This is a genomic window from Psychrobacter sp. UBA3068, assembly GCF_002366815.1.
In the GTDB taxonomy this organism is placed as follows: domain Bacteria; phylum Pseudomonadota; class Gammaproteobacteria; order Pseudomonadales; family Moraxellaceae; genus Psychrobacter; species Psychrobacter namhaensis.
Genome location: NZ_DFBY01000007.1, coordinates 72,093 through 96,078, shown reverse-complemented (window position 1 = coordinate 96,078; position 23,986 = coordinate 72,093). Strand labels below are relative to the sequence as shown.

The 23,986-nt window shown below is 46.1% G+C and carries 15 protein-coding genes; 1 reads left to right on the top strand and 14 read right to left on the bottom strand.

All coding sequences use genetic code 11. From position 1 onward, the window contains the following. Positions 1-12: 12 nt before the first annotated feature. A complete protein-coding gene (locus B2P60_RS01335; RefSeq protein ID WP_230709428.1) occupies positions 13-363 on the top strand; it encodes a DUF3817 domain-containing protein in 351 nt (116 codons plus the stop codon). A gap of 67 nt (positions 364-430) precedes the next feature. Here B2P60_RS01335 and B2P60_RS01330 read toward each other — a convergent pair whose 3' ends face one another. From B2P60_RS01330 to B2P60_RS01265, 14 genes are all read right to left on the bottom strand, one after another. Beyond that, complete coding sequence (locus tag B2P60_RS01330) at positions 431-2,770, bottom strand: FepA family TonB-dependent siderophore receptor (RefSeq protein WP_286738975.1); 2,340 nt, start codon at positions 2,768-2,770, stop codon at positions 431-433. 527 nt (positions 2,771-3,297) lie between these two features. Beyond that, the gene (locus B2P60_RS01325; RefSeq protein WP_286738974.1) at positions 3,298-5,664 is read right to left on the bottom strand and encodes a TonB-dependent receptor; all 2,367 of its coding nucleotides are present in this window, start codon (positions 5,662-5,664) and stop codon (positions 3,298-3,300) included. A 233-nt stretch (positions 5,665-5,897) separates the two neighbouring features. Then, positions 5,898-6,533 carry an RraA family protein gene (locus B2P60_RS01320; protein WP_198333549.1) on the bottom strand — a complete coding sequence of 212 codons (636 nt, stop codon included), beginning with the start codon at positions 6,531-6,533 and terminating at the stop codon, positions 5,898-5,900. Further along, entirely contained in the window at positions 6,526-8,703 is a 2,178-nt protein-coding gene (locus B2P60_RS01315; protein ID WP_286738973.1) for an IucA/IucC family protein, read from the bottom strand. The genes B2P60_RS01320 and B2P60_RS01315 overlap by 8 nt, the downstream gene beginning before the upstream one ends. 2 nt (positions 8,704-8,705) lie before the next feature. After that, positions 8,706-10,613 (bottom strand): IucA/IucC family protein, encoded by a 1,908-nt coding sequence (locus B2P60_RS01310; protein WP_286738972.1) that lies wholly within the window; start codon positions 10,611-10,613, stop codon positions 8,706-8,708. 173 nt (positions 10,614-10,786) lie between these two features. Next, on the bottom strand, positions 10,787-12,205 hold the full coding sequence (locus tag B2P60_RS01305) for an MFS transporter (RefSeq protein WP_286738971.1): 1,419 nt from the start codon (positions 12,203-12,205) through the stop codon (positions 10,787-10,789). A gap of 91 nt (positions 12,206-12,296) precedes the next feature. After that, positions 12,297-12,902 (bottom strand): GNAT family N-acetyltransferase, encoded by a 606-nt coding sequence (locus B2P60_RS01300; protein ID WP_286738970.1) that lies wholly within the window; start codon positions 12,900-12,902, stop codon positions 12,297-12,299. Positions 12,903-13,155: 253 nt separating this feature from the next. Further along, positions 13,156-14,586 carry a lysine N(6)-hydroxylase/L-ornithine N(5)-oxygenase family protein gene (locus B2P60_RS01295; RefSeq protein ID WP_286738969.1) on the bottom strand — a complete coding sequence of 477 codons (1,431 nt, stop codon included), beginning with the start codon at positions 14,584-14,586 and terminating at the stop codon, positions 13,156-13,158. Positions 14,587-14,790: 204 nt separating this feature from the next. Beyond that, positions 14,791-16,602, bottom strand: a complete 1,812-nt coding sequence (locus B2P60_RS01290; protein WP_286738968.1) for an IucA/IucC family protein — start codon at positions 16,600-16,602, stop codon at positions 14,791-14,793. Then, on the bottom strand, positions 16,589-18,118 hold the full coding sequence (locus tag B2P60_RS01285; RefSeq protein ID WP_286738967.1) for a pyridoxal phosphate-dependent decarboxylase family protein: 1,530 nt from the start codon (positions 18,116-18,118) through the stop codon (positions 16,589-16,591). The genes B2P60_RS01290 and B2P60_RS01285 overlap by 14 nt, the downstream gene beginning before the upstream one ends. Before the next feature lie 108 nt (positions 18,119-18,226). Continuing rightward, on the bottom strand, positions 18,227-19,576 hold the full coding sequence (locus B2P60_RS01280) for a diaminobutyrate--2-oxoglutarate transaminase family protein (RefSeq protein ID WP_286738966.1): 1,350 nt from the start codon (positions 19,574-19,576) through the stop codon (positions 18,227-18,229). Between the two features lie 386 nt (positions 19,577-19,962). Next, positions 19,963-22,125, bottom strand: coding sequence for a Fe(3+)-hydroxamate ABC transporter permease FhuB (gene fhuB / locus B2P60_RS01275; protein WP_286738965.1), 2,163 nt, complete (start codon positions 22,123-22,125; stop codon positions 19,963-19,965). Beyond that, positions 22,122-23,129, bottom strand: a complete 1,008-nt coding sequence (locus tag B2P60_RS01270) for an ABC transporter substrate-binding protein (RefSeq protein ID WP_286738964.1) — start codon at positions 23,127-23,129, stop codon at positions 22,122-22,124. The genes fhuB and B2P60_RS01270 overlap by 4 nt, the downstream gene beginning before the upstream one ends. A 64-nt stretch (positions 23,130-23,193) precedes the next feature. Beyond that, a complete protein-coding gene (locus B2P60_RS01265) occupies positions 23,194-23,958 on the bottom strand; it encodes an ABC transporter ATP-binding protein (RefSeq protein WP_198333539.1) in 765 nt (254 codons plus the stop codon). Positions 23,959-23,986: the final 28 nt, after the last annotated feature.

Here is a 23,986-nt window from a genome sequence, read left to right as displayed (position 1 = left end):
GAGGAACATACAGTGTCGCAGGCTACGCCCACTATCGAACCCGCCCTTAATCTGAGCAAAAAACAAAACTCCACATTAAAAACGCTCACGATCATAGGTTACCTAGAAGGCACTTCTTTTCTATTATTACTCTGCATTGCCATGCCCCTAAAATACATGATGGGCATCTCAGAAGCTGTGCAATACATCGGTATGGCACACGGTATATTGTTCATCGCTTACATCATCATACTGATGGTGACGGCCGTTAAAATAAAAACGCCTTACTGGACCATACCCGCAGGCGTACTTGGGTCTTTCTTACCATTTGGCCCATTTATATTTGACCATTTATTAAAAAAGAACCTAAAGAACAATACATAAAAAGGTCTGGGCCTGCTCAAACCTCACCCAGACCTTTTATCCTAAAAAAGCTTGGCAGTACGAGACGTTAAAAATCAACGCTGATATCAAAGATATAATAACGGCCAGGTTCATTAAAAGTACGGGCACCGGCATTTGTACCCGTGCCTTCTCGTTTAATTTGCTTGTCAAATAGATTTTTGATACCCGCCCCCACAGTGATGTCATCCGTCAGTTTATAACGCGTGCTAACGTTAGCGATCGCGTAGGGTTTGCGGTCAAGTTTTAGTGTGTCAAGCGCATCACCCGTAGTCACAGAAACGTCAGGGGCTTCAATGGTGCCATAGTAGCTGACGCCAACATCCGTGTTCCAGCGCGGAGTGATGTCCCAATTGACATTTGAGTTCATGGTAAATTTAGGAATTAAGGATAACGGCTCACCATTGTCTTTACGCTCTGAGCGGATATTACCCGTCAAGTTAGTCGTCCACGAGACCGTATCAGTAACGGGGACTTTTACAAACCCTTCAAGTCCCTCAATGATAGCCTCCCCTTGGTTTTCCCACTGGAAAATCGAGCGATTGGTCGCATTGTCTACAGCCACGCGCTCTATCCCCGCACCTATTCGATTGTCATAAGCATTATGATAGTAAGTCAGGCCCGCGTTAAGCCCAGTACCATCATCGTAGATGAAAGACAGCTCTTTATTCCAAGAAATCTCATTCTCAAGCTCAGCGTTACCCAATACTTGACAGCCTCGTTGATCAGTAGGTATCCAAGATGGGCAGCCATTACCTCTGGTGTAGTAGATGTAGTTTGGATCGAGCTGATACAGCGCTGGTGCTTTAAAAGCGCGACTGACACCCGCTTTTACTGACCAATTCGGACTAAAGTCCCAAGTGGTATTAAGACTCGGTGACCAATTGGTACCTGTTTGGCTGTGATAATCAAGACGTACACCAGGCGTGATGTACCAATCAGGCGTAACTTGGTAATTGTCTTCTAAATAAGCACCAACAAGATAAGCGTCTGAAACTGGATCACGCTTAGCAGGATCAGTCTCTGTATCGCCGAACTCAAAGCCTTCCTCAAACACGAAATCAGAAACCAGCGGATTGTCTAGTCTTTCACCACGGAACTCTGTGCCAGCAGTCAGTGTATGACGATCAAAATAAATATCCCACTCTGATTTAGCGTTTAGCGTGTCATAAGTCGCTTCTGTCCAGACATACTCTCCTGCCTCAGGTGGCGAAATTTGACCTTCATAACGGCCAGCAGCACCTTCGTTTAGACGCTCATTAATGGTACGCGTATACTCTAGGTAGCTGTTACTACTGGTGTTATCATATTCACCGCGGTGAGTGAATGCAGCTCCATAGCGCTCCATTTTATTGGTTTCTTGGCCTGCCAAGGTGTTGACCAATTCCTCATCCACCGTTTGAAACTGCGAATCACCTGTCCAGCGGTTACTTTGATTACTATAATGTACCTCAAAGCCGACGGTATTCATTGCACCCATGGCGTATTCAAAAAGCTGACGAGCGTCTATGTTTTCAACACCTTCACGGCCTGCTGCAACAGAAGCCGCTGGTCCATCACGACCATCCACAATTTGAGCCTCTTCCTCATTAATATAAGGGTCATCCCCTTCACTGTCATGATATCCAAGCGTCGTACGAAAAGACAGCTTGTCCGTCAACGGGCCGGCCATATTGATGTTAGTACGCCAATCCTTGCCCTCAAGATCACTTTCTGGCATCTCATAATGTCCAGTCACAGAAAACTCTTTTTTATTGGGAGACTTGGTGATGATATTCACCACCCCGCCCATACTACCAGAGCCATAGCGAGCTGCGGCCGGACCACGCAACACTTCGATGCGCTCAATGGCGCTTGGCGGTACCCACTGTGAGTCACCACGAGTGTCTTGCTCGCTGGCACGACCCGGACGAACAGCATTACGGGATGTGACGGGACGACCATCGATTAAAATAAGCGTGTTATTCGGACCCATCCCGCGCAGATCAATTTGACGCTGGTTACCCCGTTGACCTGAAGTAGATGTTCCTGAAAGATTCGCACCCGGCATTTTACGTACGATTTCTGCGACATCATTAGACAGTAATGATTTTTCGATCGCCTCTTCACTGATAATGGACAAACCAGCAGCCTGCACCAGCTCATCTCTCGCCGCACGGACGACAATCGTGTCCAGCTCAACGCTTGGCATGGATTGTTCTTCGGCAACCTCTTGTGCTGCTGTTTGTTGTGATGTAAGACGCTCATTACTCTCAGCAGCAAACGCAGTCGTACTAAAAATAGACGCGATGGCGATGCTTAGTAAGGCCTGATTGGTTGCTAAACCGCGTTGCGGCTTACGTGAATAAAAGCACGTTTTATCGGTAGAAGCATTTGAAAACATTGGCATAAATAACAATCCTAAAAGTACTTAGTTTTATCAAGACCTTTTAGCTTGTTTGATAAAAGGATGCTCACATGCCATAACGCCCATTTGTTACATCAGTATGAGGACAGATGAACAAAGCGCATGAATCTTAAGACATGGCACATAAGTAAAGTTGGCGCTTTAGCAGACTAAACGGACTTTTTACCCTTTCAATGACACAAGCTAAACGACTAAAGTATGAATACAGCCCACCACCTGACAAGAGCTTGCGCAAAGCAATATCCACTGTCTGGTGTTAAAGAACGTACACTCTAGCAACATTATAAATATAATACAAATAATAATGATAATTATTAACATTTACATTTGTAATAAAAATATAGTAGCGACAAACGTGGGGGTGCTCAAAGCTAAAGCCGCTAACAGGTAGCGGCTAACAACGATACTCTTAGGGCTATAGCTCGGCAGTTAATCTAGGGCTAGGAGCGTACGCGGCGAACTTCCTACGTTAGTCGATAAGTAGTTACTCAATAAGTATTTGCGACCTCTTAGTAATCCACCGTATAGCTCAGGCCATACGTGGTACCTGTGGCGGGTAGACGGTTCATATCGCCAAACGTGGTTTGATGATAGACCGTTTGATAGTCTTTATTGAGTACATTATAAACGCCATAACCGACACGGCCGACAGGCATTTTTACTTGACCCAATACATCTAACGTCATGTAACCTGTGACGGGTTGCGCACTTGTATTAGGGTCTTTTTGTTGGTCTTTAAAGGCCCTATCATCGCCACCAATTGCCAACGCTTGCAAGCGGATATTGCTGCCTTCATCAAAGTTATATTGTGCAAATGCCGTGCCTTTGAGTGGGGTCAAGCGCACCGCATCCAGCTCAAGCCAATCGCCGTCTTTCTTATACTGACCACGCGTATAAGCCACGCTACCGCCTACTTGCCAGTTATCACTGATATCCTGAGTGAGCGAGCCTTCTACGCCATAGACGCGCTCATCGGTGTCGACTACTTCTACGGTATAGCCGTTGGTAAACTGAACGGTTTTATCTGAAGTATTATAAAAACCCGTTACTCTGGCTGACGTATCACCTCGCTTACCTTCCCAGCCTAAGTCGTAGTTATTAATGGCGATTGGCTGCACGTTGTCCGAGTTCACCACAAAACCTGCCCGCACATCACGTAGGGCACGCTGTATGTCAGCGGTCGTGAAGCCTTGTGAGAAATTAGCAAATATCTGATCGTTCGGTGTTAGCTGATAACTGCTGCCGATATTAAACAAGGTTTTGTCATGGTCAGTATCACCCTTTGCTACTTCACCGGCCTGATAGTCAATGCCATACTGCTTGCTCACACCAATGATACGAGGATCGTTAAAGTATTCGTCTAACAGTTGCTCATAAATCGGGATAAAGGCATCCGTTTTTGATTTGAGCTTTTGATAGCGCACACCAGCACTAGCATGCCATTTATCCGTCATATCTATATCCGCATTGACAAACGCGCCAATCTTATCGATGGTGGTCTCTGGCCCAGCATTGTAAGTCTTGCCGTTAGACACAGCGGTCAGACCATTACTGGCGATGAACTGGTTTAAGTCTTGCCCATAGTAGGTTTGTTCGCTGTTTTCACGCTCAAAATCCGCACCATAGCTCAACAGTGTGTGTTTGCCACCAAGCTCTGTGTCCGTCTGCATCGCTGCACGTAAACCCATTACTTCGATATCGGCTTCTGACTGCATCACGTAAGTTGCAGCGCCTAGGAGCTTGCCTAACGTGTCTTCATCGGTTAGGCCGTTTGCCTGCCAGACTTCAGTGGCTTGTTTATCAGCAGTTTTGCCAGAAGGATAAAAACGGCCTTTTTCATCACGGTAGTAACCCGTAATGCTTAGGTTAGAACCAGCAACGTCGTCATTGTTATAATTGAGGTTTACTGAGGTCTTGGTGGTATAAGGCTGATTTTCGATATGCGCACCATCGATCGCTTTTAATGAGGGAGGTGCTGCATCAGGATCTAACAATACTTGTAAATTTTTACCATAATCTGGACCATAGTCGGTATCTTGCTCATCGTTATAATAAGTCACCGCCAGATTCACGCTTTGGCTGTCATCGATGTCCATACCCAAGTTGGCATTGACACTTAATGACTCTGTATCTTGCTGATCGGTCTGATAGACATCTGGGCCGATACGGTCGCCGTGGCTGTCGAACTTGCCGCCTTTATTGTCATAGTCCACATCTAGACGGCCATAGACGCGCTCGCCGCCATAACCCAAGCTCTGTCCCACATGATAACCCAATGAATCTGATTCAAATTCACGACTACTATCAATCCCTAAGCGAGTTTGACCCATAAAACCCATCCCTGCCGCTGATTTAGTCACTAGATTGATCAGCCCGCCTGCCGCGCCTGCCCCATAAATACTCGTGGCACCAGACAACACCTCTACTCGCTCAAGCTGAGCCGGATCAATACTGTTTAACTCTCGCGACAAGCTGCGTGATCCTGATAATGGCACACCGTTCAGCAAATACTGCACTGGACGGCCACGCATGGTCGTACCATAGTTACTGGTTGAGCCACTACTGGCACCCAAACTCGGAATCAGCTGAGCCAATATATCGCCTGTCGTACGGTTGCCTGTGGCCTGCTCTCGAATACCTTCTTCACCAATCACTTGGGTAACCGCTGGCATCTCACTGATTTTTTGTGCCAATGCTGTCCCTGTTTTGGCTTTGGCTGTGACCGTAATAGTATCTAAAGTCACGTTTGGTACCTCACTGGCTACCGAGTTTTCGGCCGTGTCTATCATTGGGGTAATAACGTTGGTTTGCGCATATAACTGCTGGCTAATACATAAAGTAAGAACGGATAGAGCAACTTGATGATGGCTTTTCATTGTCATTTCACTTATTTGAAGAGTAACTGAAAGATGGAGAAATATCGGTGCTATGTTTAAACTTTCTTGCAGAGCGTACTAATTTTGTGAACGATATTGTAAATGATAATTATTAACACTTCCATACCTATTTACAAATTCAAAGGTTATTGGGTTCTTCATAACAGATAAGTGCGCCAAAGAGAGGCATCACCAGCTCTATTGACATACTCATCTACCCTACCTACCTGTGACTAAAACAATAAGTCCAGTTGATTGTTTTTATAAGCGTCAAAAAATAGCTGGAATTTTGTTTCATCTTGCTGATGCTTGTCTTGGCAATCAGGCAATAACTGCTGAGCAACTTCTAGCGGCAATACAAACACCCCATCATTATCCATAATAGCGATGTCGCCTGAGCGAATAAGGGGGCTTTGCGCGCCAAAACGATAGCGGATGTCAGCTCCCAACACGCCTTTTGCTTCATGACTCTTGAACGTAGTGACCGCGCTCACGCCTTGAGCAAACACAGGAAAACCCAGTTGCTGAATTTGTAACGAATCGGTTGCCTGTCCAATGACAATGACGCCTGCAAGCTTTTCATAAATAGCAGCGCAAGTACGCAACGCGCCCCAGCACGCTTTGATACCTAATACTTGCGCATCAATACACAAGACGTCGTTGGGCTGCGCTTGGATCAGTGCTTGATTGATTACTTCTGTGTTACCGGAGTTCAAAACCACTGTCACGACTTTTCCAGCGACCGTGTGCGTACAAGAAGATAGCGCTGTGATGTCTGGTAAATACCCCACCTCAGTCAAATGACCAATTGTGGAGGTGGCTATTCCTGTATAGTTTTCTATAAGCGTATCAATATCGATGTCATCCATTGCTTTTTATCTCTCCATCCTGTCGTATTAAATCCACCATAAGGTTTGCTTCGATGTTTTTTGCTCTAAAAAAAGGATTGATGGTTCTGCTCTCCCCTGCCGGCATACTGCCATGAGGATCGTCACCGCGCTCAATGACGGGCAACAGCAAGGTTTTATGCGGATAGTACGGATTGGTCAGTAGCTGCTCACGGATAAACTTCGATTGATCGGCATCAAAGTCAATACATGCCAGCGCGTTCTCAATACTGCTCATTGCCTCAAGCCACAACACTTTTTCACTCATCTCATAATGCTCAGACAGCGCTTCAATGATGGCGCGGATATTGACCAATATACCCAAAGACTGTAAATAAAATATCAGCGCTTGCGGGGTCTCTCGGTACAGTCGGTTTCTAAAATTGGGCGGGCTTAAATACTCAGGATCTGCGATCTGATGACGCGCAAGCCACGGTAGGTAAATGCGTAACGAATCATGATCGCGCAGCAATAAACTGGTGAAACGATGGTGTTTGCTGACCATCACTATATTCTGTCCATGCATCTCTGGCGCAAGTCCCAAACGCAAGCAGCGCAGCATCGTACCCAAAAACACATCGCACAGATTTTGGAAGCACCCCATAGCAGCGGCTTTTATGTGTTCTACGTTTATGACCGCTGATTGATAGCCTAAATACTTCGCTTGAATCATCTCATCAAAGGGATGGTGACTGACGCCATCCTTATAGACCAACATACCTAGGCTTGCCATAGGCATCAGGCGGACTGGATCATCGCACAGATCGGCAGGCAAACTTCTGAGCATCGCGCCCAGATGCGTGGGTTTTTCTTGATAAAAATAAGGATTGGTCGAGCACTTGTCATGTAGATGCATAGGCGACATATAGCCCCACCAAACACGCTCATCCCACAGCCGCAGTGTCGCTGATAATGTGCCATCTATCTGCCTTGCCTGCATCAAAATAGCTTGGTTTTTTTCACCATTAATCAGCTTTAGGCCTGGCAAATAGCGTTTGGAGTTTAAGGCATACACCCCTATCGGCAGCTTGACACTATGCGGTGTATCGGCACTCAATAACATACTACGCATGGAGGCGCTGGCATAAGTGGTTGGCGCATTAAAGGTTAATTTGACGATCGTGCCATCTGCTAAATCCTTGGCATAGCTCTCAGCGTAACCATCAGCATCATTATTAAAGGAAGAATGACCAAAAGAACCATTGCCAGAAGCATCCGCAATCACCTGAGTCAACTGCCAAGGATGGACAGGTAGCGCCACATGCGAATCGCTCAAATGACGCTCCGCCATCTCCTCTGCCAGTCTCTTCTGCTGTGCTTTATCTAATAAATACGCCGCTGGATTCTGTCTGTTGATGTCCTCTACCTGATCCGCCACCATGAGATGAGTTTTGGCAACCGCTACCCATGCCAACGCAATGGGCTGGTTAAACTCTGCCATGTAGCGCTCATACTCTATGGCGGTAAAACCCAGTTTGCCCTTTGCCAATGGATGAAAAGGCCGATCCATTAATGAGCCCCATTGCTCGGCGGCGATTAGCGTTTGATACCAATGCGGTTGACCATAAACCGTCGTGGTGATGTACGCACGAGCAGACTGGGTCTTGGCAATGAACGCCGCCTGCAAGCTCTCTTTTAGCTTTAGTATCCCGCTCTCACTCAAAGACGCGCGATCCATAGCAGACAGTAAAATATCCAGAAGCGTCTCTACGGTTTCTACGATCTCTAGTGGTTTAAACGAATGATCGTTGGAACCATCGCTATTAAGCCCAGAGTCGTTGAGATGAGGCGTATTTTGTTGGCGGTATAAAACGGGCAAGCATGATTTATGTAATCGCCATGCCACTGTATACCCCGACTCTACCAGTAACAGTAAGCGGTCACCTTTACTCGTCTGAATCACCAATAGCGGGTTATTTTGAGCAAAACACGTTTGATAAGCGCTTGGTAATGATGCCAAACACTGCTGCCATTTTTGGCTGGCTAGATAGTCAATGGTCGTTGTCACCTCAATCAAAGGCGCTTTTATCCACTGCTCAAGTAAGACGCACTCGATCAGATACGTGATCAACGCGCTTTGTATTCTTGCCACGTCTGGTTTGATATCTGGATGATCCGTCTGAACCGGAAATAAAGTTGGCACTGTCTTCATGTTTAACATGGCATCTGTACTCGGCTTTTGGCTAATGGGTTGTTGATATATTTGATTGGAAATACTTGATCGCCGTACAAGCGACGCTTGGCCAGAGACTCAATGCGCGTTTGCGGCGCGAAAACATCAAACAGCGCAAACCTTGCTTTATGCTCTGGGTGACAAGACTGGTACTCTGTGACGCAGTCAGACACCTGTTGCCAAAACTCGGCCTCAGGATAGTGATAATGGGTTTGCATAAAGATAGCAATGTCCGCAAATGCTACAAAAAACAAGCAAGCGACCGTCATATCTCGAATACCATCGGTGTCCTCTGTTTCGATAAAAGAGCCGCGATTGAGCGCGGCATGAGCGGCCGGCAAGCGATAAAAATTGGGAATTAAATCTTGGCGGGTCAGATGTTTTGGAGAATAACGCACCCCATCATGCAAGTCTTTTAGTAGGACTTTTACGGGGAAGCCTGCTTCGTGGACCAGCACGATATTTTGCGCATGACACTCCAAAGCGACACCATGACCAAACAAGAGGTGCAGTACCGGCGGCACCGTTACTTTGATAAGCTGGGCAGTCCAAGCCTCAGCGCCGTACTTTTTAATCCAGGGATCAATGAGTATCGAGCCGTCCATATTGATATAACTAACCCCATTTAACGGAAAAGCGGTTTGACTGGTCGATAGATATTGGCTCACATTTTCACGCCAAATCGCGCCCAATCCGCCATAGATATGTGGGTGCTGGTAGCCACGTTGTTGTAGCACCTCATGATCTAAACTGACACCTACTGTCTCACCCAAAAAGGCGATTTGTAGCGCCTGCGCTGCCGCATCTTCTGCCACCAATTGATTTAACCATTTGGTCACGACCGCGGCGTTCATCACTGTATGCTTGGCTAAGATACGGGTGCTTGAGGTATTCATCAGATGCATACTGAGTTTTAAATAAGCTTTATCTGCTTGCAACATAGACAAGGAGCGAATCGACTGCTGGGCGCGGTATTGATTGCCCGTACTACCTAAATAAATCACTTCCTGCGTGTCAATAAGCGGCTGCAACGCTAAAATTAAGGTGTTTTGCCATTGCCAAGGGTGGGCGGGTATTAAACCATAAGCGGTAGCCGTAGTGGCTTCGTTTTCATTTTGCTCACTCGTGGTCGCAAGGATATGGGTTAACTTGTCATGTAACGCGGCAAAATTATCCGCGCCTACATAGTCTTTAATCCACTCGTCGACATCAATATCAATAGCGGTATTGCTGACCAACAGATCCTTTTTGACCGCCAACCAAACCACCTCGATATTTTGATCAAACTCTGGCCCATAGTCATAATTGTCTTGTAAATCAAAGCCGATACGCGACTTAAAACAAGGATGATATGGATGCCCCGCCATCAAATAGCCTTCGAGTTGCTCATAAGTGAGCGTATCAACAGCAGTGGCCATGTTTGGTACTGATAAATTAGGTGACAGTCGCTGCACTTGGGTTTCATTGATTAAAGTGTGACGCAGCTCTTTGATAAAACTGTCTTTTAACGCAGCATCTTCTATTTTTAACAAAATATCGCTAATGACATTCTCAAGCGTGGCATTGTAAGCCTTGCCAGCGATGATGCGCTGTACGTTGCAATCATTAAAACGAATAATCTCAAAGCTATAATGGATATAACCTTGAGCCTGATAATGGATATTATCAGCGGCTTTGATGGTAAAGTCTAAGAGGACGGTGTCACTGCTCGATGCCGCACTCTCATATTCAAACTCAATGATGTTTTCATACAGCAGTGCTTGTAGGAGCTGTTTGATCACGCGTTGTTCTACGCGCTGCATGGCCTTATGATCGATTGGCGCTTGCCACGGCGCAGTCACGTCAATCGTTTGGCCATGATTTTTATGGTCTATTTGATGATTTTTCATAGGTAACTACCCTCTCTTAAAACTAAAAAATAAGCGGTTGAATTAAGTCAGTACGGTTTAATAAATATTAAAGCGAATGATAATTATTTACATTTTTTGTTTAAAAAAACGCCTTAGTCTGGTTTGTTTGATGGACTGGTCGAGCAGGGTTTGTTGAGCGTTCGATCATTCATTCAGACAGCTTTGGGTAATCGCCGCGCTGAAAAAATGGTCAAAAACAAAATCACAGCCAAAATAACAAACACTTCTTGAATAGCCGTGCCAACGCTTTGTATACTACCAGTCGCTAACAACTGGGCCCCGCGCCCTGCCACGTAGAGCGTCACCAACGTTATAAAAATAGTAGAAACGATTCGGCGACTGATGTTGTTGAGCGCCGCACCTTCTGTCACCACCTCTTTGGCTAAGCTGCTAAAACCGACCGTGGTGGTGGGCAGATAGGCCAGTCCCACCCCCACCCCTTGTAAACTCATAATCAACATCAATAACCAAAGCGTTGGCTGATACAAGCACCATGCCAACAGCAGCATAGATGACGCACTAAGGATGATACCTAAAATCCCTATGTCTCTAGCGCCGTGCTTATCCACTCGCTTGCCTGCAAAATGCGTGGTGATACTAGACATTAGCGTCGCGGTCATCAAAATCACGCCAGTCCACAAGGCACTCTCGCCCATGACCTCCTGAACTAAAATCGGCAATAATAACAAACCCACCATCAGACCCAAAGTCTGCGTCACGCTAATAATCGTACTATGCAAATACACGGTATTGCGGAACAGGCGCACGTTTAATAATGGCTGACTCTGACGGCGCTCATACGCCCACCAAACCATAAAGGATACCAAGAACATAGCAGCAAGCAGACTGGTCTTAATCACACTCGCAAGACTGGTATAAAAGTCTGTTTTAAGCGTGCTAAGCCATGTCATCAAAGCCAGCAGCCAAATAAGCAAGCTGACAAACCCTTTCATATCAAAAGTCTTACTGGCCTTGGGCGAACCGATATTCGGTAAAAGCCGCCACACCATCAAAGTGACCACCGCACTTAGCGGCAGCGTCACGGCAAACAACGTCCACCATGTAAACTGCTCAACCAAGTAAGCGCCTATCAATGGACCAAATGCCAGTGACATCATAATGACAATACCCCACAGTGCCATCACTCTGCCGTGTCTATGCTGCGGATAAATCTGGTAGAGCATGCCGATAGACAGCGGAATCGTCAGACCCCCACTCAGCCCTTGTATAGCGCGCGCTACAATCACCATCGTCATGGAGGGCGCACACATCCCAATCACTGAACCCAGCATAAACCCAATAATTGCGGTTAAATAAACCGGCTTAAACGCAAATTCTTTATGTAAATAACCACTGAGCATTAGCCCCACGCTCATAGACAGCACATAAGCATTCAGTACCCAGCCGCCCATCACAATATCGACGTCGAACACCGACATAAAGATGGGAATAGCAGGATTGAGGGCACTATTACCAAAGCTGATGACTGTACCGCCAAGCAACAGTGTCAGCAGCACCTGATGACGCGAATTACTTGTCAATTCCTGACTGCTGTTAAGAGATGCCATCATTTATATCATTGACCAGTAAGGGCGTGACCAGCACTGCCGTACTGCCAAGCGTTGTAAAAAGTGATAGGTTTAGGGAGCGTAAAAACTTCATTTATGAAGCAACGGCACCATAAAAATTAAGATAGCCCCTCGATTCAAAAAACTCATCACGATGACAAAAGTAAAGCGATGCCTTTTTTTCAGGCATGTCGATCAGTCGTTGTACATGATAGGCAAAGCTATCGGCCACCCATTTATACACCTCAACCTTGCTATCTGGCTCGACCACTATTTTTTTGGCGTCGGTATGCTCGAAGATAAACTTACTGAGCATCATCACTATTGGTTTGAGATACCCTTTGCCAACGACGGCAGTATCACCCAATAATAGATGCCAGCCCATGTCATTTTCTTCGGCTTTGTAATAGTGAGACAAACGATCGCGAGCACCTTCGTAGATCTCTACATAGCCGATCGGCATATCCTCACAAAGTACGATGTAGAGACGCTGATGGTCATCGGCCAGCATTTTTTCAAAATGTACTCGCAGCTGCGGCATAGGCAGATGTAGCTGCCACTGCTCGACCACATGCTCAGCGTGCATCCATTGATAGAGCATTGGCATGTCTTCAGGATATTTAACCGCTCGTAGCCCAAACGCCTTGCTATAAGCCTCTACGGCAAAGGTGGCTGGCAGATTCTGTGTGATGGTCGGCATAAATAGCTCCTTATTTTGTGTGATTTAGAGGTGAAATTTCTCTCAGTAGAGACGTACACTTTTTAAAAGTAAATCGACGATACTGCTCATTGATATAGTCGATTCTAAATAAAACAGATACGTTATATACCAACGCTGAGCTGGAATGAATTTTTCTTGCTTGCTGTGCCTTCGCAGACAGAGGCTGCAAAAAAATCATTCCAGTCACGCTGATTCGTTTTTATATTGAACTAACTATATAATGACACTGACATTAGACCGACGCGCCAAATTGTTGGAATACTTCTAACGCATCAGTGTCATATACGGTCTTACCTATCAATTGATTGATGATTTGCCCAGCTCGATAGGCACCCAATCCCAAGTCAGGTGTGCCCACGCCATGAGTGTGAATTTCTTGATTTTGTACAAATATTTTGCCGCTATGGTTATCACGATTTTGATACATGAGCGCGTAATGCCGATCAATCTTTGGTTGCCCAAACTCATCATACTCAATGGCATGCAGCAATGGATTTAGGCAGGCAGGTAGCGCATGACGATAACCCGTGCCAGCGATGAGACAGTCGTAATCCGCCGTAAATGTCTGCTTCTGCTCACACTGTTCAAATGTTATCTTTAAGGTGTCATCCGATAAAGTATCATCAAGGGTTGCCTCAACCACTGCACAATTGGACAACAGTGTCGTGTGTGGTGATTGATTGCCAATGCTGCGCTCATAAAGCTTATGATAAATATCGCGTATGGTGTCAAACCCCATGCCTTTGTAGAGCAAGTCCTGTTTGGGCGCGACTTTTGCTTTGGTCGCGCCGTCCAATCGATAAAAATAATCGGTATAAGCGGGACTAAAATGCTCTAACCCCAATGGCGAGTATTCCATCGGAAAAAAGCCAGATGAGCGGGTTACCCAGTCCAATTGGAACTTTGGTTCATCGTTGCTATCAAATTGTTGATCAAACAATTCGCGATATACCTCAGCCGATGACTGACCAGACCCTAAGACCACAATTCTGGTTAATCTATCATCTGCCTTATGACTATTACTTTGGCTATTCTCCTGATTGCCTTGTACTTTAATCGCTTCAAAATCGAAATTATTGGCAAAGTGCGCAGTGTGCATACAGCGCTCAGGGACTTGCTGAGCAAGCTTTTGCAATGCTGGCGGCAGTACTGGCTGTGTGCCCGTGCCTATGACTAGGTTTTTGGCATAATACGTTTTTCGCTCGCCTCGCTCTTGAACTGTGACGACAAATCCCTGATGCGTAATAGCACTGGCATTGGTATTGGCGCTATTGTCATTATCGAAGCCAGTACCGTTGTCATTAAACGCCACGTCTATCACTTGCGCATTAAATACCAAACTATCTAGTTGCCCTGCTACCCATTGGCAGTAATGATTGTATTCTTTGCGATAAATCTTAAAGTCCTCTAAAAAATAAAACTTCAGCAATCGATGCTGCGTATGTAAGTAGTTCAAAAATGAATGGGGACTGGTCGGGTCTATCAATGTCACCAAATCTGCCATAAAGGGCACTTGTAGCGTGGTGTGCGGTAAGATCATACCTTTATGCCAATTAAACCCCGCCTTTTGCTCAAAGAATTTGGCATTGACGTCTGTTTTGTCAAGCAATGCCGCTAGACTAAGATTGAATGGTCCCAAACCGATACCAAGAATATCTAACACGTTGATTCCTTATTGCTTTATAGCACTTATTCACATATTGATTTATATCGAGCTATCGTCAGGTCACTATAAAAGCCTGTCAGCAGAACTGGCATAAAGGTTCCAAAACCTCTGTCATCGTCGATGCAGCAAGTAAGGAAATAGTTATCAGTTCTGCAGGATAATGACTTGTACCTGTTTCATTGAATATTGACCATACTTACCCTAAGCGCTCATAGGATTGGAAATATCAACATAGATAGACTGAGTTTCAACAGGCGCCGTTAGCTCATCCAACGCATAAAGTCTAGTCAGCAAATTGCCTTTGAATGGCAATGTCGGACTACGCAGCAATAGATCGATTAAAGAGCGGTGCGGATACTGACTGTCTAGCGTCTCTAAGCAATCTCGAAACGTTGCCAATAAAGTGACTTCACTGACAATCTGAGTACGAGCAATCGCGGTGATGAGACCAAAGATCGTATTACCCACTAAATAATAAGCAATACGCGAGTCAGCAAAATCTTCTGGAATAACACACTCTGCTTCACTGATGAGCTCAGGATACGCATCGATAAGCGGCTTGGCGTATTCAGCAATATAGCCAAAGCTTTGATTGTCCCTCGCCCAAAACTTCGCAGGATAGCCATCTTTTAGCTCTATCAGACTGTTTTGTTGATGCACCTCAAACGCAAGCCCATGCTTGTAGTACATATGGATGAGCGGTACAAAACCGACTTTTAGATAAGTATCAAACCATTCGGTCGCAATCTCGTCCAACTGCTTACCGGTACGCTCATGGATAGACTGGAATAAAGTGGCAAAGCGATTGGTGAGACGAGTGGGATGATCTTGACTCAAGCTTGCAAGATTGGTGACTTGCATGGACTGGGTAAAAGGATTATCACGCAAGATACAAATGGTCTCATCGATAATTTTGCCGTCTATAGACAACGCAATCCAAGCAGGATCATTTAATACCGCAATCGTGGGATATTCAGCGCCCAACTGCTCACCGTAGTCGCTACGCCATATTCGACAAGCATGCATACCGCGCTTACACTCTTTTGGCAAATTGATACGCACCGAATTGGTAATCGCTACCGACAGCGACAGTTTGAACATCCAAGGTGCCTCAAATGCCGCAAGTGTACGTACCGAGGTTGTCGGATGCAAATGCCACCCAAGTGCGCCCAAATCAAAGAGCTGACCTTTTTCAGTTAACGCCTGATACCATGCTTGTTGCTGCAAAAACGTCGCTTGCCAAGGATGCAATGGCAATAGCTTATGGGTAGGATACTTGGCAATAAGCTGTCGTTGATAATCGCTCATATCCGCGAGCAACTTGGTCTTTAGCTCAGCGGTAATACTATCGCCATCGACGAACTCTTCGACAATAAAATTAGGATGCACCAGCCAATAGTTCAGCTGTGTTTTACTATTGGTTTCGGGGGCATACTTTGCCCATTCAGCACCATAAAAACCTGCGCGTCCTTTGGGCGTTGGATGCATGGCATGTCCATAAATCAGACTTTGCTCAGTTTGAATAAAATCTTGTGTGTCATCGACAATGTCATCCATCTTATCACTGCGATGCTCTAAAATAATTTGCAATCCTTCGTAACTCTCAAGCCAGCGTTTGAGCACGCCATTACCGTCCAGTTTTACGTCATCTTTGTGCTGATGCACGATGTCTTCGATAATAAAAGACGCAAGGCTCATAGCAGAAGGCTTTAGCCATTGGGGTTCTGACTGCGTATCATTTGTCGAAGGTGTTTTTAACGAAGCTGCATTGAATACAGAAGGTGTATCCGCAAAACGGTGCTGACCCAATTGGCTGACTCTATCCACGGGCACCGCCATAATGGTGTCATGCGGGGCAAGGTTTAATACCAAAAGAGGCTTATCTTGTGAGATTTGTTTGTATTGCCCATCCTGCTGCTCTACGGGTACGATCTTGCCGCGACCTGTCTCATAACTGTAGGCGTTCACTAAGTTTTGTAGTGTCAAACGATCAAGCGTTTTATGGTGCATCATAGTGTTGTCCCTCATAATTTTGGAGTCGATCAAAACCAGTGATAGTCATCTGTTCTATAATATTGTCGATGTCACAGGCTTGCGTATTAGGATTTAAAATAGTGAATTTTAGGCAAAGGCACTGCTCAAACTGCGTGGTGGCCACGTTGGCAATATTATTAATTAACAAGTCCTGCGCAATTTGGCGATTTAATTGCGACAGCTGCTTGTCTGACAATGCGGTATTTTTTGGCTTAAAATAAAATAAGACACTGCTAATAATCGGCTGATGCACCAACACAAAATCTGCATGGTTTTCAATCAGCTTTGCCGCTTGTCTCGCTGTCCTAAGACAGGCGTCAATCAAAGCGCCATAATCATCCGTCCCTAATAAATCAAGCGCCATCCAAAGCTTTAAAGCGTCGAACCGACGCGTGGTTTGGAGAGAATACGTGACCAGATTTGGGATGTTGTCTTTTTCATCATCGGAGGAATTGAGATACTCACTATGATGACGAATGCTCTCAAAGTCTTGTTGATCCCGTAATAAAAAAGCACCGCAGCTGATCGGTAAAAAGAAATGCTTGTGAAAATCCAATGTAATGGAATCCGCTGCTTGGATACCCTCAATAAGGTGTCGATAACGCTGAGATAGAAGTAACGCCCCGCCCCATGCTGCATCTATATGTAGCCATATTTTTTGGTCACGACATATATTGGCAATGTCTATTAAAGGATCAATCGCGCCCAAATCTGTGGTGCCAGCCGTAGCGATCACTGCCATCACATTATCCGCGCCTGTCTCCTCTATTTTTTGCTGTAGATGAGACATAAGCATCGCGCCACTCACATCACTCTTTACCTTTTCAACGCACCGAACGCCAAGCCCTAATAATGCTGCATTTTTTTCGATAGAAAAGTGCGCTTGATCTGAGCAAAGAATGATGCCACGCGGCTGACCCAGCATGCCCTCTTTATGTACATCAACCCCTTTAGCGGTATAGAATTTATTGCGTGCCAACAGCAGTCCCATTAGATTGCTTTGGGTACCACCACTGGTAAACACGCCACCTGCCTTGTGTCTCGCTTGGTTATCAACCGGAGCGTCTGTTTGGGTGTGTATTTGAACATCATCATTGGTTTCAAATTGGCACAGCTGACACAACCACTCAACCAAATCTTTTTCGATATAAGTGGCGGCAGGGCTTTGATTCCAAGAATCCATGCTTTGATTGGTTGCGGCAATAATCATCTCAGCAATTTGGCCAACCACCAAGGTCGGCGGGTGCAAATGCGCTAGGCAATGACGGTGTGCTGTAGACACACAGTTGGGCAAAAATTTGTCTTGTATGTCCGCCAATATGGCCTCGATATCTCGTCCTTGTGACTGGATATTGATTGAGGTCGCCGCTTGTACTTGCTGCGGTGTGCCGCCTGAATACACATTATTGTCATTAAGCCACTCTTTAATAATGGCGCCCGTTTTGTGCATCTGCGTGAGGTATTGCTCACTGGTTTGCTCGTTTAATAAATGCAAAGTATCCTCACCAGTTTATCTTGCGTCTCTATTAAAATGAGAGAGGCGATGGTTGTTATACGTTTTTCTCGAAACAGTCATACAGGTATGACGGTGTGCCACTGAGCGCTATTGGTTCTCTTGTAGCGCCCGCTCAAGCTTATCTAATACTTGGTGTAGCTCGTCTTTGGTCACGTTAAGCGGTGGTAAGAGACGCAGCACAGTACCGCCGCGTCCTCCTTTTTCGATGACCAAACCGTGTCTAAAACATGCCTGTTGAATGCTCGCCGCCGCTGCACTATCGGCAGGATAACTACCATCGCTTTGTCTGGGAAGATCTGGATCTATAATCTCCATGCCGATCATCAGACCTCGACCTCTGACATGACCAATTCTAGGATAGCGTTTTTGTAAGCCGTTTAGCTCTGCCATAAACCAAGCGCCCATCTCAGCCGCATAAGACGCCATATCATGGTCTTTTAGATATTCGAGGGTCGCAAGTCCTGTTGCCATTGCTAGCTGGTTGCCACGGAAAGTGCCAGAATGGTTGCCCGCTTGCCAAGCATCGTATTGTTTTTTGATACCAAGTACTGCCAGTGGTAAACCACCGCCAATGGCTTTTGACATGACAATCATATCGGGATCGATGCCTGCATATTGATACGCAAACCAGCGCCCTGTACGGCAAAACCCTGTTTGCACTTCATCAATAATCAATAAGATATCCAGTTCTTTGGTCACCCGTCGCACCTGCTTGAGCCACTCAATCGGTGCTGGATTGACCCCGCCTTCACCCTGAATCACTTCTAAAATAACGGCCGCGGGTTTGACCACGCCGCTCTCTACATCTTTTAAAAAGTTTTCAAAATAAGATATATGAGCGCTAACGCTTTGCTCAGAAGACAAACCAAAAGCGCAGCGATACGCGTTGGGGTATGGTAAAAATTGCACCGGGCTCATCAGGCCTTCGATGCCTTGCTTGGGTGCCAAATTACCAGTGACAGCGAGCGCGCCATGCGTCATACCATGATAGCCACCGCTAAAGCTGACAACGCCTGAGCGACCAGTGACTTGTTTTGCCAATTTAAGCGCTGCTTCTACAGCATCAGCGCCCGTTGGTCCACAAAACTGTAAGCAATACTCGTCTTTCTCGGTCGCTAAGAGCGTGTACATGAATTCACTAAATTTGTCTTTTAATGGCGTGGTAATGTCTAAGGTGTGCATTGGTAGATTGCTGTCCAAAAGCTGTTTGATACTCTCAGTGACCACAGGATGATTGTGTCCAAGTGCCAGCGTCCCTGCTCCTGATAGACAATCTATGTATTTATTGCCTTCCACATCAGTAATCCAAGCGCCTGTGGCTGATTGGATCGCAAAAGGCAATTTGCGAGGATAACTGCGCACCTTAGATTCAAACTGAGCTTGGCGATGTAAATAGCGTTTGTTATTATTTTTTTCTTTTAGAAAAGACGTAGACATAGCATCGAACCTTATTCGTTTTATGCACTAAAACTCGACTACAAGTTTTACTGTTTGCAGACTGCTTATGGACATCATTGAACACACAGTTATTGGTGTGGTCGTTGCAAAGACAGTCGGCATCATTTAAAAAACGTAGTGTAAATCCACTACAAACTCAATAAAAATAGTAAATGATAATAAAAGTGATAATCATTATCATTTGTGAAACATATTATTGATGACCTTGACTCTTCTGTCAACCCACTTTATTCATTTTTAAATGATTGGCTTGAGGATTTATACAAAATGAAGCTGTATTCATGCTTACTAGAACGCGAACAAAAATATTCATGAGCATAAACCCATGAATATGAATTATTCGCCTGTCTCTTTAATATCAGAAGCTATCGACTGACAGCAATCGGTACTTTCCGAATCAGCCATAAGAAATAAGCACCGCCAATGATGGCAGCAACTGTGCCAGCAGGCAGCTCATATGGAAAGATGACATAACGCCCTATCCAATCTGCCAATACCATCACCCCTGCGCCCAATAGTGCCGCCAAAGGCAGTTGTCGCTCAAGTCTTACCGCACCAAGGGAGGTCGCCAAATGTGGCACCATCAAACCAATAAAACTGAGCGGTCCTACCGCAAGCGTACTGGCTGTACTAAGCGCTGCCACTAGTGCTAATAGCGCTATCGTCACTGGGGTTACGGCCACCCCTAGCGTGCGAGCGACGCCCGTACCCAAACCAAGGACCCGTAAGGGTTTGATGAATAATAAGCTTAAGGCAAATAAGACAAGCGCAATGCCGATGAGATACCATACCGTACTAGGCTGAGCGCTATAAGTCGTCCCTGATAACCAGCTGAGCATCGCCTCTAGGCGCGGATCACCAGACAGCTTGACCATGTGCATCACTCCATCCATCATGGCAGCAATACCGATACCAACCAATAACAGATAGCCTGAGCTTACCCTGCGTGCCAGCCAAATAATCAATAGCAATACGGCTATCGCACCAGACAATCCTGACATCAGCAAAGTACCTGCGCCGGCGGAAAACCCTAAACTTGGTAGCAATAAAAACCCTAAAATAACCCCAAGCGCTGCCCCCGAGCTGACCCCCAATACTTCTGGACTTGCCATCGGATTACGCGTGAGTGTTTGTAATAACACACCTGCCACAGCTAGCATCAGACCCGTTGCCGCCGCACTCAAGCTGCGTGGTAGTCGATACTGCTCGGTGATTGCCCAGTCCGTACTCACACCCCAGCCGTTGACATCCTGCACAAAAAGGCAAGCCAGTACGATCATCACGACCACGCCAAGACCCCAGCGCCAATATGCGACAGGCGTGTTCTTACCCGTCAGCGTTGGAATCACTGTCTCTATACGCTCACGTCGCTGACGTAAAATCAGCCAAATAATGAGTGGTGCCCCAAGAATACCCGTCATAGCCCCTGCAGGAATTTGCATACTCAGTATCGGCTCAAGTAATAACGCCACGTTGCTGGTTAGCCATAACAGCAGGGCACCTAGGCCAAAAGCAGCGACCAAACGCTTGCTGATTGAAGAGACACCAAGGGCATTGACTAAGCTTGCAGCACCAAGACCAATAAAGCCTATCAGACCGACTTCACTGACCACCAAAGCCGTCACGATAGCCACAATAAGTACCACGGTGGCACGTATACCGTTAATCGGCACCCCCAAACGCTTGGCTTGCATGTCATCCAAACTCATCAAGGTCAGTGGCTTCAATAAAGGCAAGCACACAGCCGTCATCGCAATCGTGGTAATCGCAAGCATCAAACTGGTAGACCAGCTGTTTTGCGCCAAAAAACCCGCGGCCCACGACAACATCCCGTTACTACGTTCAGCAAAAAATAACACCAATACGTTGGCGACGGCAGCGAGCAAAATATTTACCACCAAGCCTGCCAATATTAAAATCAACGGGTTAAATCGACTGGGTGCCGATAAAGCAAAAACCAACCCCATACTGATAATTGCCCCGACAAAGGCGACATAAACACCACCATAAATCGCCAAGCTTGGCAAAAACAGCGACACGATCAACATCGCCAATTGTGCTCCTACGCCGACACCCAAGGTGGTGTCTGAAGCGAGCGGGTTTTTGACCAGTTGCTGTAGCAAGATACTGACCACCCCAAGCAGCCCTCCTGCCAGCAGCGCCACGATACTGGTCGCCACTAGATGTAGCTGTGTTGCCATACTGGCGATATCCAACTGCGAGCTTGGAAGGAATAACTCGCTTATTGGGCGCGTCCACTCCTGAGCGATCAATGCCCAACTGCTCCATAATGACAACAGGATGAGGGTGATAACCATAGCCCACAGTCGCCAAGAATTAATGAACGAGGAGACGTTTTGTGGTTGCGGCGGAGTTGGCGGGGGGCCGGATGATTGTTGTCTTGTTTTTGGGGACTGCTTTGATAATTCAACCGACTGAGAAGTGGAAAGTGACGTCATAGGATTGGCAATATTATTAGTATTATTGGCATTAAGGTGTTGAGGGTGATTGTCAATGTGGGTGTTCATGACGCAGCTCCGCCTTTTAATTCAACAGTGGATAAGTTATGTGCCAACCCTACCAATGATGACATGCCGCCATAAATCCATACGGGTGGCAGCTCGCCCATACAACGCTGATTCCCATAGCTTAAGCGTTGCCACACCAAACTGTCTTTAATCTCAGCCCTAGTGATTGGACTAAGGGGATCTATAATTAATAAGCAAACATCTTCATCTAACTGCGCCAAATCGCCCATTCGTATCGGAACGAAGCCATAACTATTGCCTAGGCCCAGTACCACAAGCTCTTTTTGCATCTGTGAAAGCGCGGGCTGGAACAAACTATTAGCAACATACATACGCATATTATTAGCATCCGCAAACTGTACGACGGCGAATTTCTTGATGTTTGGATAGCGCTGTTGCAGGCGCGCACCAGCAAGATTGATATCTTTATGGCTTTTGATAACATAGTCTTCAGCCAGTTTAGGCTCATCGATCAGCTTGCCCAGCTGGCGAGTTGGCTCAGTATAATCCGCCCAAGTCGCACTCTCCCCTTTAGCGGCAAACATAATCGACTCTGCGGGGACGTCACCATAAAGACTGCGAGCATGCTCATAAAAAAAGTTATCCACGACCATATCTACTGGCAGCTGAGCGATTAACTCGGCATTGGGCTGATAACGGATACCGACATCAACCGTCGAAGTTGGCAGTTTAGGCGTGCCGACCCATCTGTCCCACACTCTGATATCGCCTGTCGCAATCGGAGGATAGCCCATGGCCGTCAACGTCGCCGCATTGCCCCAATCAGGAGAAGCAATATTGATTTTAACGTTATCAGGCTGATCTACCCGAGCATCTTTTTGTCCCGTTGTTGGTTGCTGACACGCAGTAAGGGCAGTGGTGAATACCAATGCTGTGATGACAGCCCACCCCTTTCGCTTAAGCAGCACAGAGTTGAAACAATCAGATACTGAAGGTTTGATTATCAGACGGGAGAATTTGTATTTGTACAGAACAGAAAACATAAGGGTCTATCTTTTTAGGCGAGTAAGAAGAATCAATGAATAAAAAAAGAAGATAAATCAGACATCAAGCGATGGCGACAGGTTGTCCCGTTATAGGATGACGGAGCAGCTGCATATCCACATTAAAGATACTGCGCAGTATGTTGGGCTGCATGGTGCTTTTGATATCACCCTTGTGACAAACTCGGCCGTTTTTTAGGGCGATAATTCGATCCGCATACTGCGCGGCCAGATTAATATCATGCACAATAATAATCACACACAAGCCCTGCTCATCGACCAAACGACGAATAAGCTGAATCACTTCTAATTGATAATGCATATCCAGTGCTGCTAATGGTTCATCGAGCAATAGATAACGGGTGTCTTGCGCCAGACACATGGCAAGCCAAACTCGTGCTCGCTCACCGCCTGACAGCGTGGTAGTCGTACGGTCAGCGAACGCCTCTACTTGAGTAATACGCATCGCTTGTGCAACTTTATCCTTGTCAATTTGGTTGGGCTTTTGTAGCCATTTTTGGTGTGGATATCGTCCTAGCATGACCAGCTCGCGCACCGTAAATCCAGCCGCATCCGGCAATTGCTGCGGTAGATAGGCCATTTGCTTGGCCAGCTCCTTACTGCTGTAGTCGCTAATGTGGCGCTCATCTAAGCGGATACTGCCACCATTAATTGTCATCTCACCTGCCAACGCTTTAATCAAAGTGGATTTGCCTGAGCCGTTATGCCCCACTAAGGCGACCAGCTCATTGGTATCCATCTCACAGCTCACATTGTCTAGTAACGTGTTGCCTTGGCGGCTGATGGTCAGTTGATCTGCACATAACATATAGTTACCCGTCGTTCATTAAAGTCGT

Excerpts from the sequence above, each read along its gene's own strand:
- B2P60_RS01300 (WP_286738970.1), bottom strand. The coding sequence starts at position 12,902 with ATGCCGACCATCACACAGAATCTGCCAGCCACCTTTGCCGTAGAGGCT.
- B2P60_RS01280 (WP_286738966.1), bottom strand. The coding sequence starts at position 19,576 with ATGTCTACGTCTTTTCTAAAAGAAAAAAATAATAACAAACGCTATTTA.
- B2P60_RS01330 (WP_286738975.1), bottom strand. The coding sequence starts at position 2,770 with ATGCCAATGTTTTCAAATGCTTCTACCGATAAAACGTGCTTTTATTCA.
- B2P60_RS01320 (WP_198333549.1), bottom strand. The coding sequence starts at position 6,533 with ATGGATGACATCGATATTGATACGCTTATAGAAAACTATACAGGAATA.
- B2P60_RS01310 (WP_286738972.1), bottom strand. The coding sequence starts at position 10,613 with ATGAAAAATCATCAAATAGACCATAAAAATCATGGCCAAACGATTGAC.
- B2P60_RS01315 (WP_286738973.1), bottom strand. The coding sequence starts at position 8,703 with ATGAAGACAGTGCCAACTTTATTTCCGGTTCAGACGGATCATCCAGAT.
- B2P60_RS01270 (WP_286738964.1), bottom strand. The coding sequence starts at position 23,129 with ATGTTTTCTGTTCTGTACAAATACAAATTCTCCCGTCTGATAATCAAA.
- B2P60_RS01265 (WP_198333539.1), bottom strand. The coding sequence starts at position 23,958 with ATGTTATGTGCAGATCAACTGACCATCAGCCGCCAAGGCAACACGTTA.
- B2P60_RS01325 (WP_286738974.1), bottom strand. The coding sequence starts at position 5,664 with ATGAAAAGCCATCATCAAGTTGCTCTATCCGTTCTTACTTTATGTATT.
- B2P60_RS01305 (WP_286738971.1), bottom strand. The coding sequence starts at position 12,205 with ATGATGGCATCTCTTAACAGCAGTCAGGAATTGACAAGTAATTCGCGT.
- B2P60_RS01290 (WP_286738968.1), bottom strand. The coding sequence starts at position 16,602 with ATGATGCACCATAAAACGCTTGATCGTTTGACACTACAAAACTTAGTG.
- fhuB (WP_286738965.1), bottom strand. The coding sequence starts at position 22,125 with ATGAACACCCACATTGACAATCACCCTCAACACCTTAATGCCAATAAT.